Origin of the sequence: Salinispora pacifica DSM 45544, from assembly GCF_000378845.1 — a bacterium.
GTDB lineage: Bacteria > Actinomycetota > Actinomycetes > Mycobacteriales > Micromonosporaceae > Micromonospora > Micromonospora pacifica.
This window is the reverse complement of record NZ_KB905359.1, coordinates 5,016,221-5,030,365: the sequence shown is the minus strand read 5'-3', so window position 1 is coordinate 5,030,365 and position 14,145 is coordinate 5,016,221. Positions and strand designations below refer to the sequence as shown.

The 14,145-nt window shown below is 69.5% G+C and carries 13 protein-coding genes and 2 pseudogenes; 10 read left to right on the top strand and 5 right to left on the bottom strand.

All coding sequences use genetic code 11. The annotated features are described in order from the left end of the window. Positions 1–126: 126 nt before the first annotated feature. Both SALPAC3_RS0123055 and SALPAC3_RS0123050 read right to left on the bottom strand, forming a co-directional pair. The gene (locus tag SALPAC3_RS0123055) at positions 127–1,959 is read right to left on the bottom strand and encodes an ABC transporter ATP-binding protein (RefSeq protein ID WP_018223536.1); all 1,833 of its coding nucleotides are present in this window, start codon (positions 1,957–1,959) and stop codon (positions 127–129) included. A 55-nt stretch (positions 1,960–2,014) separates the two neighbouring features. Continuing rightward, positions 2,015–3,622: an ABC transporter ATP-binding protein gene (locus tag SALPAC3_RS0123050; protein WP_033667937.1), complete on the bottom strand. Its 1,608-nt coding sequence runs from the start codon at positions 3,620–3,622 to the stop codon at positions 2,015–2,017. Positions 3,623–4,013: 391 nt separating this feature from the next. Here SALPAC3_RS0123050 and SALPAC3_RS0123045 point away from each other — a divergent pair, with 391 nt between their 5' ends. The 7 genes from SALPAC3_RS0123045 (at position 4,014) to SALPAC3_RS0123015 (ending at position 10,719) form a co-directional block, all read left to right on the top strand. Next, on the top strand, positions 4,014–5,009 hold the full coding sequence (locus SALPAC3_RS0123045) for a FecCD family ABC transporter permease (protein WP_018223534.1): 996 nt from the start codon (positions 4,014–4,016) through the stop codon (positions 5,007–5,009). After that, the gene (locus SALPAC3_RS0123040; RefSeq protein ID WP_018223533.1) at positions 5,006–6,145 is read left to right on the top strand and encodes a FecCD family ABC transporter permease; all 1,140 of its coding nucleotides are present in this window, start codon (positions 5,006–5,008) and stop codon (positions 6,143–6,145) included. The genes SALPAC3_RS0123045 and SALPAC3_RS0123040 overlap by 4 nt, the downstream gene beginning before the upstream one ends. Continuing rightward, positions 6,142–7,020: an ABC transporter ATP-binding protein gene (locus tag SALPAC3_RS0123035; protein ID WP_018223532.1), complete on the top strand. Its 879-nt coding sequence runs from the start codon at positions 6,142–6,144 to the stop codon at positions 7,018–7,020. The genes SALPAC3_RS0123040 and SALPAC3_RS0123035 overlap by 4 nt, the downstream gene beginning before the upstream one ends. A gap of 17 nt (positions 7,021–7,037) precedes the next feature. Then, entirely contained in the window at positions 7,038–8,618 is a 1,581-nt protein-coding gene (locus tag SALPAC3_RS0123030) for an amidohydrolase (RefSeq protein WP_018223531.1), read from the top strand. 280 nt (positions 8,619–8,898) lie between these two features. Continuing rightward, positions 8,899–9,465: a GNAT family N-acetyltransferase gene (locus SALPAC3_RS0123025; RefSeq protein ID WP_018223530.1), complete on the top strand. Its 567-nt coding sequence runs from the start codon at positions 8,899–8,901 to the stop codon at positions 9,463–9,465. A 310-nt stretch (positions 9,466–9,775) separates the two neighbouring features. After that, positions 9,776–10,105, top strand: coding sequence for a helix-turn-helix transcriptional regulator (locus tag SALPAC3_RS0123020; RefSeq protein WP_018223529.1), 330 nt, complete (start codon positions 9,776–9,778; stop codon positions 10,103–10,105). Positions 10,106–10,176: 71 nt separating this feature from the next. After that, positions 10,177–10,719: an AAA family ATPase gene (locus SALPAC3_RS0123015; protein ID WP_018223528.1), complete on the top strand. Its 543-nt coding sequence runs from the start codon at positions 10,177–10,179 to the stop codon at positions 10,717–10,719. Here SALPAC3_RS0123015 and SALPAC3_RS0123010 read toward each other — a convergent pair. Then, complete coding sequence (locus SALPAC3_RS0123010; RefSeq protein WP_018223527.1) at positions 10,716–11,282, bottom strand: DUF1697 domain-containing protein; 567 nt, start codon at positions 11,280–11,282, stop codon at positions 10,716–10,718. The genes SALPAC3_RS0123015 and SALPAC3_RS0123010 overlap by 4 nt on opposite strands. 68 nt (positions 11,283–11,350) lie before the next feature. Beyond that, positions 11,351–11,564 (bottom strand): annotated as a pseudogene (locus SALPAC3_RS28900) (N-acetyltransferase family protein); the annotation flags it as partial. A 168-nt stretch (positions 11,565–11,732) separates the two neighbouring features. Here SALPAC3_RS28900 and SALPAC3_RS0123000 point away from each other — a divergent pair. Together SALPAC3_RS0123000 and SALPAC3_RS0122995 are read left to right on the top strand one after the other, a co-directional pair. Further along, entirely contained in the window at positions 11,733–12,113 is a 381-nt protein-coding gene (locus SALPAC3_RS0123000; protein WP_018827909.1) for an ArsR/SmtB family transcription factor, read from the top strand. A gap of 153 nt (positions 12,114–12,266) precedes the next feature. Next, positions 12,267–13,049: a bestrophin-like domain gene (locus tag SALPAC3_RS0122995; RefSeq protein WP_018223524.1), complete on the top strand. Its 783-nt coding sequence runs from the start codon at positions 12,267–12,269 to the stop codon at positions 13,047–13,049. A gap of 23 nt (positions 13,050–13,072) precedes the next feature. On the opposite strand, the pseudogene SALPAC3_RS26110 reads toward SALPAC3_RS0122995, so the two are convergent. Next, a pseudogene (locus SALPAC3_RS26110) lies at positions 13,073–13,258 on the bottom strand (VOC family protein); the annotation flags it as partial. A 354-nt stretch (positions 13,259–13,612) separates the two neighbouring features. Between SALPAC3_RS26110 and SALPAC3_RS0122985 the strand changes: the two are divergent. Beyond that, positions 13,613–13,897 (top strand): DUF4190 domain-containing protein, encoded by a 285-nt coding sequence (locus tag SALPAC3_RS0122985; RefSeq protein ID WP_026185838.1) that lies wholly within the window; start codon positions 13,613–13,615, stop codon positions 13,895–13,897. Positions 13,898–14,145: the final 248 nt, after the last annotated feature.

Here is a 14,145-nt window from a genome sequence, read left to right as displayed (position 1 = left end):
TTCTCCGCCGGGTCTGGCTCACGGGCGGACCGCCGCTGAATGGCGGTCCTGGCAGACCAGGTGGGACAGATCTCACGTGACGAGCCGGCGAGCCGGTGGTGGGCAGAACGACCGTTCGGTCAGGACCTAGTCCGCCGCCTCGCGCTGCGTGGGCAGCGGCTGATCTCGGCGGCTGTCGGACCAGGCAGCCCAGAGGGCCGCATAGCGGCCGTCCGCCGCGACGAGTTCCTCGTGCGTGCCGGTCTCCACGACCCGACCGCTGTCGAGTACGACGACGCGGTCAGCGGTGGCGGCCTGGGGGAGTCGGTGTGCCACTATCAGGCCCGTCCGCCCCTCCAGGGCGCGAACCGCCGCCGACTCCAGGACACGGGCCCCGGCGCTGCCGGCATCGGCCGTCGCCTCGTCGAGGATGGCGATTGTCGGATCCGCCAGGACCAGACGCGCCAGGGCCAGATGCTGGGCCTGGGTGACCGTGAGGCGGTGGCCGCCCTCACCGACGACGGTGGCGAGACCTTCGGGAAGTGCCTCGACCCAGTCGAGGGCGTCCACGCGGGTCAGTGCGGCCCGCAGTTCCTCATCCGTGGCCTGGGGCCGGGCCAGCCGCAGGTCCTCGGCCAGTGGGCCCGCGAAGACGTGCACCTCCTGACTGACCAGTGTCACGGCGCGCCGGACCCCGGTCGGGCCGAGGTCCCTGGTGTCGATCCCGCCGATGACGATCGAACCGCCCGCCGGCTCGTGGATGCCCGCGAGCAGCTTCGCGAGGGTGGTCTTCCCAGCCCCGCTCGCGCCGACCAGCGCCACCCGTTCGCCGCTGCGGACCTCCAGGTCCACATCGCTGAGAACTGGGTGACCGTCGACGTACGCGTGCCGGAGTGCGGAGATCTTGACCGAGCTGTCCGCCGGCGCCGGCCCGCTTCCTGAGGTGGACCCGGGCTCTGCCGGCAGATTCGACACACCCACGATGCGGGCCAGGCTGGCGCCCGCTGACTGGACGTCGTCGATGAGAAAGAGAGCGGCATTGATGGGGTTGAAGAGGCCGTGGAAGTACAATGCCGCCGCGGTCGCCGTGCCGATGCTCACCGAGCCGGCGTCCACCAGCAGGAAACCCGTCACAAGGACCGCCGCCAAGCCGACGAACTCGCCTGCGTTGAGCCGGGAGAAGAAGCCGGCGACCAACCGTATCCCACGCAGCGCGAGGTCGACGGCCTCCCGGGACCGCCGCTCCAACGACTGCGCGTGCGCCCCGGTCAGCCGGAACGCACGTACGGTGCGGACGCCGCCGATGCTGTCGAGGAGTTGGTGCTGGAGGGCACCGCCCGCGACCCGGTGCCGGGCGTACACAGAGGCGGCACGCGGGATGTACCAACGGACCGTCAGGATGTGCACCGGCACCGCCAGCAGTACGGCGACCAAGAAGCGCCAGTCCAGCACCGCGAGGCCGGCCAGTGTCAGCACGATGGTCAGCAGAGCGGCGGCGAATTCGGGCAGGGCCACCCGCACCGCCTTTGTGATCATCATGACGTCACCGGTCACCCGGGAGGTCAGGTCGCCCGATCCGGCCCGCTCGACCCGGTCGAGGGGCAGGCGCAGTGCCCGGCCGACGAACCGCTCGCGCAGGTCCGCGAGGACGATCTCGCCAAGGCGGGCCACAAGGGAGCGGCCGATCCCGGCGGCCACGCCCCGGGCAACGGCGACCGCCACAAGCAGCACCATCGGTACGGTCAGTGCGCTCGTGCCGCGTTGGGCGACGACCAGATCGACGAGGCGTCCGAGCAGCGGGGCGGTCAGCAGACCGATGCCGGTCCCGGTGACCAGTACGCCGATCGCGAGAGCGGCGAGGAGCCGGTGCCTCCGCAGCGGCGCGCCGAGGGCGGCGAGCGTCTGGGCACCAGTCGCGGTGGGCAGCAGTTCGCGGCTGGTATCGCGTTCGCTGGTTCTGCCCGCAGCGGGTCCGCTCATCTCGGGTCCTTCGTTCGCGTCGGGCCGTCGCCCACCGGTTGACCATTCGTATCCGTCATCCAAGCACCGCCGAGCGGTACGCCTCGCAACCGGCGACGAGTTCGCCGTGGTGACCCTCGGCGGCCACGATGCCCCCGTCGAGCATCACCACGCGGTCGGTCTCCGCGAGTAGTGTCGGGCTGCTGGTGACCAGGATCGTCGTACGGCCGTCCCGCACTGCGCGCAGGCGGGACGCGATGCGGGATTCGGTGACGGTGTCGACGGCGACAGTCGGGTCGTGAACGACGAGCACCGGGGGGTCGGCGGCGATAGCCCGGGCCAGCGCCACGCGCTGGCGCTGGCCGCCGGAGAGGGAGCGGCCGCGTTCGGTGAGGACGGTGGCCGCGCCCTCGGGCAGGGCGCGTGCGACATCGTCGGCCGCCGCCGCGGAGAGGGCCGGGGCGAGGTCGGCCTCGTCGGCATCTGTTCCGGCCCGCACGTTGTCGAGGAGGCTGGCCTCGAACAGGTCGGCATCGTGGTGGGCGACCAGGATCGCGCGGCGGACGCTGACGGGATCCAGTTCGGTCAGCCGCACGCCGTCGAGTTCGACGGTGCCCTCGTCGGGGTCGAGTTCCCGGCCTAGGCAGAGCAGCAGGTCGTGCGCCGCTGCTGGATCCTTCGCGACGACGCCGACGGTGGTGCCGGGGGCGATGTCCAGGTCGACGTTGTGCAGGGCGCCGTGTCCGAGTCCGCGCAGCCGGACCCGCCCAGCGGCCGGACTGGTCGGCACCGCCTCGCCGGTTGGCACGGCGGGCGGCGAGGAGAGCACGTCGGCGATCCGGTCGGCGGAGGCGCGGCCCAGGGCGAACTCGCCGTTGACGTAGGTGAGCAGTTGGAAGGGGCCGAGCAGGTACTGGGCAAGTCCGACGGCGGCCACCAGTTCGCCCACGCTGATCGCGCCGCTCATGGCCAGGTGCGCTCCCACCAGCCCGATGACCGCGATGAAGACGCCCGTGAGGGCGAGGATCGCACCATCGTGCCAGGCTCGGCTGCGGGCGGCCCGCAACGCGGCGGTCAGGGAGTCCTGGCTGGTGCGCCGGTAGCGGGAGTGGGCGGCCGTTTCCGCCCCGATGCCCTTGAGGACCCGCAGGCCCGCGACGAGGTCGGCGGCGACGCCAGAGGCGTGGGCCGCGCGTTCCTGCTCGATCTCACTGCGCTGTTCGAGGGGCTGACTGATCCGATGGCCCAGCCAGAGCAGGGGCGGGACACCGAGCAAGACGAGCAGGCCGAGCGGTACTGACACCCGGAGCAGCATGACCGCGCTGACGGTCAGGCCAGTGAGTGCTGATACCGCGTACGGCACGGCTGCCGCGACCGCTCCGACACGGGTGGCGTCACCGGTGGCTATGGCAGTCAGCGCGCCGGGGAGCCTGCCGGCGTCCGCCCCGCCGCGGGGGTCGAGCACGCGGGCGCCGATGGCGATGCGCAGCCGGTGCGCCGCGTGCTCGCCGGCGCCGTCGGTGATGAGGGCGGCGGTCCGGTAGCTTGTGGACAGGACGAGAAAGAGGCCGGCGAGGACGAGCAGCCAGCTCAGGAGCGAGCTGGCGTCGCCGGTGGTCACAGCCCGGTCGATGATCAGGCCGATGACGACCGGGACGAGGGCCTCGCAGGCCTGGTGTGCCATGCCGAGGAGCGAGGCGCCGGCAAGGCGTCGGCGCTGACCCCCGATCGTGTTCCGGAGGACTCGGGCCCCCGTGGGCCCGCCCTCGGTCGGTCCCCCCAGGGACATCCGGCACCTCCGCCAAGGTGGGCGACAAGTTAGGTGAGGCTACCTTAAGCAGGTAAGCCCGGCCGAGACAGCCGGTACCTACGCGCGCCCGCCGCCGGTCCATCGCATTGACCTTACGCCGGTCGTTCGGTTAGGCTCACCTAAGTCAAGTCGGCTCACGCCCTTCGAGTGCCCTGACTTGTCGTAACACGCGTTGCCGCCAGGGGAGTTGTCGTTGTCGGTCGAAGCCCGGGCGGAATCCGGGAGCGGGGCCGATGCCCCGGTCTCGCCGAGGATCCGCCGGTCCGTGATCGCGCTCCGTGGCACGGGGATTCTTCTCACCCTCGCCGCGCTCATCTTCCTCGGGCTGCTCAGCGTGTGGGTGGGTACCCGGGGCATCCCCTTCAGCGCCACCTGGCACCTGCTGTGGCACCCTGACGGTTCCGAGGCCGCGATCATCATCCACGACTACCGGATCCCCCGGACCATCCTCGGGCTTCTCGTCGGTTTGGCCCTCGGGCTATCCGGCGCGCTGATGCAGTCACTGACCCGCAACCCACTTGCCGACCCCGGCCTGCTCGGCGTGAGTCTGGGCGCATCCAGCGGAGTCGTCGTGGCCATCGCCTTCCTCGGTGTCGGCAGCGTCCTCGGCTACGTCTGGTTCGCCTTCCTCGGCGCGGCGCTGGCGTCCGTACTCGTCTACGTACTGGGCTCGTTCGGACGCTCCCTGGCGACGCCGGACCGACTGGTGGTTGCCGGAGCCGCGGTGACCGCGGTGCTCTTCGCCCTCAACTACGCCGTGCTACTGCTGAACCCGCTTGCCTTCAACCAGTTCCGGTTCTGGACGGCCGGGGCGCTGGCCGGCCGGAACATGGACGTCGTGCTGATCGTTCTGCCGTTCGTCGTGGTGGGCATGCTCCTCGCGCTCGGCCTAGCCCCTGCCCTGAACGCCCTGGCCATGGGCGACCAGATGGGTCGTGCACTGGGTGTGAACGTCAGCCGTTCCCGGGCACTCGGCCTGCTTGCCGTGATCCTGCTGTGCGGCGCGGCGACCGCCGCGGCGGGCCCGATCGGCTTCGTGGGTCTGGTCGTACCGCACGTCGCCCGCTTCGTCGTGGGCGCCGACCAGCGATTGGTGATCGCCTACTCGATGCTGTTCGCGCCCGTCCTGCTGCTGGGGGCCGACGTCCTCGGCCGGGTCGCCGGCGCCCCCGGCGAGATCGAGGTCGGCATCGTCACCGCCGTCCTCGGCGCCCCGCTGTTCATCGCGTTGTGCCGTCGCCGGAAGCTGGTCATGCTGTGAAGGCCGTACCGGAGACCGCCGCCCCCGCTCCCACCCCGGGCCCGCACCGGAAGCCCACGACACCCGCGGCCTACCCAGCCCCGTCGCGGCCCCGGATCGTCACCGGAAGGGTCGTCCGCACCCGGGGTGGCGGCCTGTCCCTGCGGTTCCAGGGACGCGCCGCGGCCGGCACGGCAGCCCTACTCCTCGCACTCGTCGTCGTCATGGGCGCCATCCTGACCACTGGGGACTTCGAACTCTCCATCGGCGAGGTGATCAAGGCCCTGACCGGCAACGACACCGGGATCGCCGACTTCATTGTGAACACTGTGCGTATGCCCCGGCTGCTTACCGCCGTGTGTGTCGGTGCGGCCCTCGCGGTGAGCGGCGCAATCCTGCAAAGCTTGACCGGCAACTCACTCGGCACGCCCGACATCATCGGCTTCACCAACGGCTCGGCCACCGGTGCCCTGCTGGTCATCGTCGTATGGCACGGCAGCATGACGCAGATCGCGCTCGGTGCGCTAGCCGGCGGTCTGGCCACCGCCGCGGCCATCTCCCTGCTGCTACTCGGCCGCGGACTGCAGGGCTTCCGGCTGGTGGTCGTCGGCATCGGTGTCAGCGCACTGCTGCTGGCCCTCAACTCGTACCTGATCACCAGGGCCAGCTGGCAAAAGGCGCTGGAGGCGCAGGCGTGGCTGGTGGGAAGCCTGGGCAATCGCGGCTGGGTCCATGCGAGCGCCATCGGCCTGGCCGTCCTTGTCCTGCTTCCGCCTGCCCTCTTCCTCTCCCGCCGCCTGTCGATGGTGGAGATGGGTGACGGCATCGCGACAGCCCTGGGCGTCAACGTGCCCCGCACCCGCGCCATCCTGCTCGTCATCAGCGTCGCCCTGGCCGCGTTCGCCACCGCGGTGACCGGCCCGATCCTGTTCATCGCGCTCGCCGCGCCCCAACTGGCCCGAGGGCTCACCCGCTCGTCCGCCCCAGGGCTCGTGTCCTCCGCTGTCATGGGTGCCCTGCTGCTCGCCCTAAGCGACCTGGCCGTGCAGCGCCTCTTCGCGCCCGCGCTCCTCCCGGTGGGCACTGCGACCGGGACCATCGGCGGGTTGTACCTCATCTGGCTACTGATCACCGAGTCGCGAAAGAGCCGCTCATGACCCGACCGAACACCCCGACGCCCCGCCTACGCGCCGAGGACCTCACGCTGTCCTACGACCGACGGACGGTGGCCAGTTCCCTCGGCGTCGACATTCCCGACCACTCGTTCACCGTGATCCTCGGGCCCAACGCCTGCGGCAAGTCCACGCTACTCAAGGCCCTCACGCGAATGCTCAGGCCGGCGGCCGGCCAGGTCTACCTGGACGGGCGGGCCATCTCTTCGTACCGGTCCCGGGAAGTGGCCCGGCGGCTCGGACTGCTTCCGCAGTCCTCCAACGCGCCTGGCGGCATCACCGTCGGCGACCTGGTAGCCCGGGGCCGCTATCCGCACCAGCGGCTACTCAAACAGTGGTCCGCCGAAGACGAGGAGGCGGTGGCGGAGGCGCTGCGCCAGACCGGTGTCCTCGACCTCGCGGACCGGCCCGTGGACGACCTCTCGGGCGGCCAGCGCCAGCGCGTCTGGCTCGCCATGGTGCTGGCCCAGCAGACATCCATCCTGCTGCTGGACGAGCCCACCACCTTCCTGGACGTCGCGCACCAGGTCGAGGTGCTGGACCTGTGCGCCGGCCTGCACGCGCGCAAGGGGCACACGATCGTCGCGATCCTGCACGACCTCAACCAGGCCTGCCGCTACGCGACCCACCTGATCGTCATGCGGGCGGGTGGCACCATCGCCGCCCAGGGCGATCCGGCCAGCGTCATGACCGCCGAACTGGTGGAGGACGTCTACGGACTGCCCTGCCGGATCATCGACGACCCCGAGACCGGCACACCCCTGATGGTGCCCGCCGCACCAAAGTGGTACCAGCCCGAAGCTGGCTCGGCCGACACTGCCCAAACCGTCGCCGGCGCCATACTGGCTGAGGCCTCCTAGCAACAGACGGACTGCCCATGCTCTGCACAAGGCTGACGAACGCGAACATCCTCACCATGGACCCGGACCATCCGGTCGCCCACGACCTGGGCATCTGGCGGGGCCGGATCGTGGGCCTGGACGAGGCGGTGACCTCCCTCCCGGTCCGTGAGGTCATCGACCTGCGGGGCGCCACCGTGCTGCCCGGATTCATCGACAGCCATGTCCACCTGGCGTGGGCCGGGCTGAAGCAGAGCACCCCGAGCGTCGCCCCGTTCACGCGGATCGACGACGTGCTGGCGGTCGTGGCGGAGGCCGCCTCCCGCATCGGCGGGATCAGCGCCTGGGTGGACGTGATGGGCTATGACCAGCGGACCCTGGGCCGCCACCTGACCGCGGCCGAGCTGGACACGGTCAGTCGCGGGCGCAGGGTATTCCTGATGCACGACTCTGGCCACGGATGTGTCGTCAACAGCGCGGTCCTGGACCTGCTTCCCGCCGACATCCCGCACCAGGACGGGTTCCTGGCCGAAGGCGCCATGGCCGCCGCGCGGCGGCTCCGGCTGCCCTACGCCCAGACCGAACTCGCCGACGCCGTCGAGCGCGCTGCCCGCACCTGCCTGGCCGAAGGGGTGACCGCTGTCGCTGAGGCGGGCATCGGCGGCGGTCTGCTGGGACACAGCCCGGTTGAGCTCGGCGCCTATCAGCTGCTGCGAGACCAGGGACGGTTACCTCTGCGGGTCCAGCTGATGGCGGCCGGCGACACGTTACGCCCACTCGAGGCGCACCGGGATGACGGCATCCCCCGTTCCCTGGACCTGGGGCTGCGCACCGGGTTCGGCGACGACTGGCTGTCGTTGGGGGCGCTCAAGATCTACACCGACGGCGGCATGATGGCCCGTACCGCCGCACTCACCGCCCCGTATGCGGGCATGGACCACAACGGGCAACTCCAGGACGATCCCGACCGCCTCGCCCAGCTCATCGTGGACGGCCACCTCGCCGGCTGGCAGCTCGCCATCCATGCCATCGGCGACCGTGCCGCCGACCTGGCGCTTGACGCGGTGGAGCGGGCCCAGAGGCGGCGGCCCCGCCCGGACGCCCGACACCGGATCGAGCACGCCGGGCTGATCCGCCCCGACCAGCTCCCGCGCTTCGCGCGCCTGGGCCTCAGCGCCGTCGTCCAGCCAACCTTCCTGTACTCCTTCGGGGACGATTACGCCGAGGTGATGGGCGAGAGGCGGGCACCCTGGATGTACCGGGGCCGAGGATTCCTGGACCACGGAGTGACGCTCGTGGGCAGCTCTGATCGGCCCGTCACGGACGGGTCGCCGCTGCGGGCCATCCAGTTCATGGTCGAGCGCGGCTCCGTCTCCGGCCGGCTGGTCGGGCCCGATGAGGCCATCACCGTCGAAGAGGCGCTGCGCGCCTACACAGTCGCCGGCGCCTATGCGTGCCGATGGGACGACAGCGCGGGCAGCCTCACTCCGGGAAAGCGCGCCGACCTCGTCGTCCTGGGAGATGACCCACGGCACATCGATCCCTCCCGGATTGGCGGCATCGAGGTCGTGGCGACATTCGTCGACGGACACGAGGCGGCGATGGGGAAGAAGCTGTGATCGGTCGGATGAACCTTCCGCAGCGGCTTCCTCCCGCCAGGACGGTCGTGAGCACTGGCCCCATCCTCGAGGCCCCTCCTGGGTAGCCGCGTCACCGACGCGCTGGCCCTCTCCGGCCACCAGGTGGGCTGTACCGGCCACGCGGGTCGACTTGGCTCAATCCAAAGGTAAGGTTAGCCTTACCTTTGCCGTCGGGGTCTCGGCAAGCCACCGCGTCATCCGGACTTGCGTCCGGGAGATCCTCGCGGCCGTGAACGGTGCAACCCAAGGAAGGAACGCCTTGACCACGGCCACGCAGTTCCCCTGCCTCCCCACCGTGCTGCCGCCCAGAGCGCCCGCCACCCGATCGCACCGCACCTCCGAATTCTTGGTACGACCAGCGCACGAGGGGGACGGCACCACACTCGCCGCGCTCTCCTCGCCGTTCGCCCACACCGGAGCGCTCCGCGAACGCCCCCTGTCCCTCTACCTGTCGAGGGCATCAGAGTTTCTTGTCGCCCAAGCCCCCGACGGAACCATCGAAGCCTGCGTCGGACTGAACGAACACCCCGCCGCCGGTGTGCTGTACAACTTCTGCGTCGCCGCCCACCGACAGAGATCGGGCATCGGCGCCCGCCTGCTGCACGCGGCGTTCGCCAGGGCGCGGAGCCGCTCGCTGCCGACGCTGTTCACCGCTACCACCGGAAGCGGCCAGCTCTTCCTCCGCCACGGCTTTGTCCTGGCCTGCCCCAGCCTGGCCCCGGCCGCCTGGACGCAGTCCCTGGACCCCGGCCGCAACGCGCGCATCCTGGCCCGCTCCCTGCGCATGGCGAACGGACAGCTACCTGGCCCAGTCCCACCGCCATGAAGTGCGCCCGCAGCCCCCTTGGTGCGCGCTGCGGGCCACCGGCGATGACCTTGGGAAGAAAGAACCGGACCCCACCCGAGGTCAACTCGGCGATGCGCTCCACCTGGTCCAGCAGCGCCCGGTCGTGGCTGACAGCAGCGAAGATCGGGTCGGTTGCCTCGACCGCGATCAACACCACGAACAGCCCGAACTACGCTTCAGTATTCACGAAGTATAGGTCCCATGTAAGCTCCGTCGAGCTGTGGCCACGATGCTGCACTCGCGACATGGGGTGCCTATATTGGCGGGCAACACACCGGACAACGACGGGATGGTGATCATGGCACAGGCGGCCCAGCCCAGGGCGACCGACGGGGCGAAGGGGTGGACCTTCCTGACCAATCACGCACATGTGCTGCTGGCCATCGCCCGAGAGCCGACGACGCGACTGCGCGATGTCGCCACCGCTGTCGGCATCACCGAACGCGCCGCACAGGCCATCGTCGCCGACCTGGAAGCCGCCGGCTACCTGCACCGAGAGCGGGTTGGCCGGCGCAACGCGTACACCGTCAACCCAGCCGGCCGATTCCGGCACCCGGCCGAGGCCGACCACCGCATCGGCGAACTGATCGACCTGTTCACCGACGTACCGAAGCCCTGACCCCTCGCCCCGACACCTGCCCGTTCCACCCCTCGCCCACCGCCCGGCCCAGACCCGAGGAGCACGTACGAATGAGGATCGGGGTCTCCGGGACGCACGGGACCGGAAAGACGACCCTGGTCGAGGCGCTGTGCGCCCGGTTGCCGGGCCATGTGGCGGTGGACGAGCCGTACTACCTGCTCGAGGAGGAGGGGTACGAGTTCCAGTATCCACCGTCGCCAGCGGACCACCGGGCGCTGATGGCACGCTCGGCCCGAATTCTCTGCTCGCCGCCGTCGCCGTCCGCCACGATCTTCGACCGCACCCCGTTGGACTACCTGGCGTACCTGGTGGCGACCGGGGCGGACCCGTCGGAGGAGGCGGGCCACACGCCCCTCCGAGCCGCCTTCACCCACCTCGACCTGCTGGTCATCACGGTGATCACACCCGAGACGGAGCGCCGGCTCCCCGGAACGGAATGGCCCGGCCTCCGGGCACGAATGAACGACGCGCTGCTGGAGCTCGTCTATGCCGACCCGCTCGACGCCTGGCCGGAGCTGCCGGTGCTGGAGCTCAGCGGCCCGCTGGATGGCAGAGCCGACCTGGTCCTCGGCGCCGTCGCGCAGCTCGGCTAACCGGGATCGGGAGCCCCGCCGACCGGGCCGGCGAGGGAGACCAGTTTCCGCACCGTGTTCCAACTGCGCATTGTCATGTTCGCGCCGAGCTTGTGGACGCGGATCGCCTTGCCGAGGGGGGAGTTCTGGGGCCCGTCGGCGAACCACAGGTAGCACGTGCCGTCGCGGACCATGATTCGATCCGCGCCGAGCTTCGTGGCGTCGATCGAGTCCAGGCGTTCCTGCGACGGCGCCGGGTCACAGAATCCCACGTGGAAGAAGTTCGGCGCGCGCTCCGCCTCCCCGGGCATGGGGTTACGCTCGATGACCGACTCGACCAGGGCGCGACTGCGCACCATGACGGCGATCGACAGACCGAACGCGTCGCTGATCCCCCTCTGGATCCGGCGCGCCGCTGCGGCCGGATCCGGGTCCGGCGTCGTGACCACGGCGTTCCCGCTGTTGAGCAAGGTCCGCACCCCCGTGTAGCCGAGGCCGGTGAGCAGGGCTTTGAACTCGGTCATCGCGATCCGGTTGTGCCTACCGACATTGATGCCCCGCAACAGGACGATGTGCCTGGCCATAGCTCCCTCGACTCGTCAGATGATGGCCGGGCTGCGGCGTTCCAGCAGCACCACGTCGCGCCACCGGCCGTGCTGACGGCCGACACGGCGATCCAGCCGAGGACCGTATCGCTGTCGTCAATGGCGACGTAGCGGTGCTCGGGCAGCCGGCCGGCATCAAATTCCGTCCAGGCCGGGGCCTTGGTTTCGAAGCTGGCGTCGCCGGAGGAGGCCCGCCTGGTAGATCCGTAGGATGACCTCCGCGTCATCGCGGCGCATGGGCCGGACAGCGGTATCGTCCATCAGCACACTCCTCGACTTGGTCCGCCCGGAGGCCCGGATCAGGTCCCGGACTACGGTATCGTCCTGTTGAAGCGCCTTTCTCACGTCTGTCGAACCAGCGCTTGCGGGCTGATTCCCCTGCGGGCTGACCCACTTGCGGGCTGATTCGAGAAATGTCAACCTAGACGGATGCCGAAGCAAGTGACACCGCTCCCCCACACCGTCCTCGGCGACGACACTCCCTGCTGCCCACCCCTGGCGCAGCAGCGCCTTCCCGCGGAAGTCGCCACCGCACTCGCTCCGGCGTTCAAGGCACTCGGCGACCCGGTACGGCTCCAGCTTATGTCAATGATCGCTTCGGCCGAGAACGGCGAGGCGTGCGTGTGCGACCTGACCCCCGCGTTCGACCTGAGCGGGCCGACGATCTCGCACCACCTCCGGACCCTGCGCGAAGCGGGACTCGTGGACGCCGAACGGCGGGGCACCTGGGTGTACTACCGGGCTCGCAAGGCCGTCCTCAGCCAGCTCGCGGCGCTACTGGCGAGCGGAGGCGGGACGACAGCCGCGTAGGCCGAAGCACCACCGCGCACAGCTCGGCTCCACCACCACTTTCACCCGACCACGCTGTCACCCAGTCGCGAAACCCCCACCATCAGAGCCGACAAAGTTGGCACACTCCTCTCATCTGTACATGAAACACCCGGCAGATGAGGAGCAGCTGTCGTGCGCGACTGGAGCCACCTGGTACCGGGCTGGGCGCTGTTCCTCATCTTCCTGACACTCTTCGTCGGAATCGCGGTGCTGGGTGCGCTCCTGCTACACGGGCGAGCCAGGCGGACATTCAGCGCCGAGCCGAAGTGGCTGAACCTCATCACGCACACCATCATGATCACCGGCACCTTCTACGCGCTCCTGCTCGCCCTGACCGCCTTCTCCGCGTACGGGACCTACACCCAGGCTGGCCTCGCGGTCGCCACCGAGGCGGCGGACCTGAGCGCCCTCTACCGCACGGTGTCCAAGCATCCCGAGCCCGCCCGAACCCAACTTCAGGGCCTATTACACGCCCATGTCGACTTCATGGTCGACGAGGCCTGGCCCGCCTACCAACAAGGGCGCAGCGCGGATGGCGAACTCAAGGCAGAGAACAACGTCCACGACGTGTTGCTGACGTTCAATCCAGAGTCAGGGAAGGACGGGCAGCTCAACAGTCTCGCCTTGGGGGAGCTGGAGAAGTGGAGCGAAGCGCGCCAGCTCCGCTACACCTACACCACTGCCGCGCTTCCGACGACGCTGTGGTTCGCTCTCCTGTTCGGCGCACTGGTCGTCATTCTGCTGTCCTGTCTGATCCCCACCCGGACCCGACGTGCCCTCCTGGTTCTCGTCTGCGCCGTCGCCACCATGATCAGCCTCCTGCTCTTCGTGGTCGAGGGCATAGACGAGCCGTTCCGCGGTTCGATGATCGTTTCTGTCGATCCCTACCTCAAAGCCGGAGAAACATTCAACTAACCGGCACAGGCCACGCGACGACCTCAGCCGAGGCTGGTGCGATAGGTCGCGAAGGTCCACACATGCCCCTGCGGGTCACGGCAGGTGAACTCGTAGGAGTCGTGCGGCTTCACCTCCGGTTCGAGCAGGATCTCCGCACCGGCGGCCACCGCCCTGCGGTGCAGCTCCCTCACCTCCGTGTCCGTCTCCCGACGGACGAAGGTGCCGGCCAAAACGACGACACTCTACGCCTGCTCCATTCCCCGTGCGGTACTCCGCGCGCTATTCAGGCATGGTTACCGATTGACCCACCTCAAGAGCATGCCAGTTATATCTGTTGTGGACGGCTTCGCGACATGACCCTCATCGACGGGTCCGGCGGGTGGCACGGTGTCTGCCCACGGGTGCGGCAGGGTCGGTAGCCGGCCCAGCCCTGGAAGCAGTTCGGTGCCGTGACACGGGAAGGTACCCTGACTGGCCGGTTGGAGCCCCTTCCCGCCCGTACCCACGCTCCACCACCCTCAGGAGGGAAACACATGACAGACCTACCGCCGGCTCAGCACTCCTCGCCGGCACCGAACCCGATGCCGGGCCAGCCGCCATATCCGCCCCATCCGTATGCTGCGCCATTCAACACCTATGCGATTCTCGCGCTGGTGTTTGGCGTGATGGTGTTCCCGCCGTTGGGCATCTACTTCGGCAAAAAGGCCAAAAACCAGATCGCCCAGACGGGCGAACGCGGAGCGGAGCTGGCCACCGCTGGTGTGGTGGTTGGTTGGATCTTCACCATCCTCTACGGACTGATGTTCGTCGTCTGGTGCGGCGTGGCTGCGGTCTTTCTCAGCTCCGAACCAGGGGTACAACCCTGAGGCGAATCACCGGTCGCGCTATCACCGTACGGTGACTGGCCGCCCCACCCTGGTCGTCGTGAGCGGACCTCCCGGCTCGGGGAAGACCCTCCTCGCGCACACTTGCCCGGCAGATCGGCGCTCCGCCGATCTGCCGGGACGAGATCAAGGAAGGAATGGTGCACGCGTCGACGTCCGCCTCCGGCCTGTTACGGCTGGAGCGGTCGACGAGTTGGCGCGGACCCTACCGACCTTCTTCGGCGTGCTGG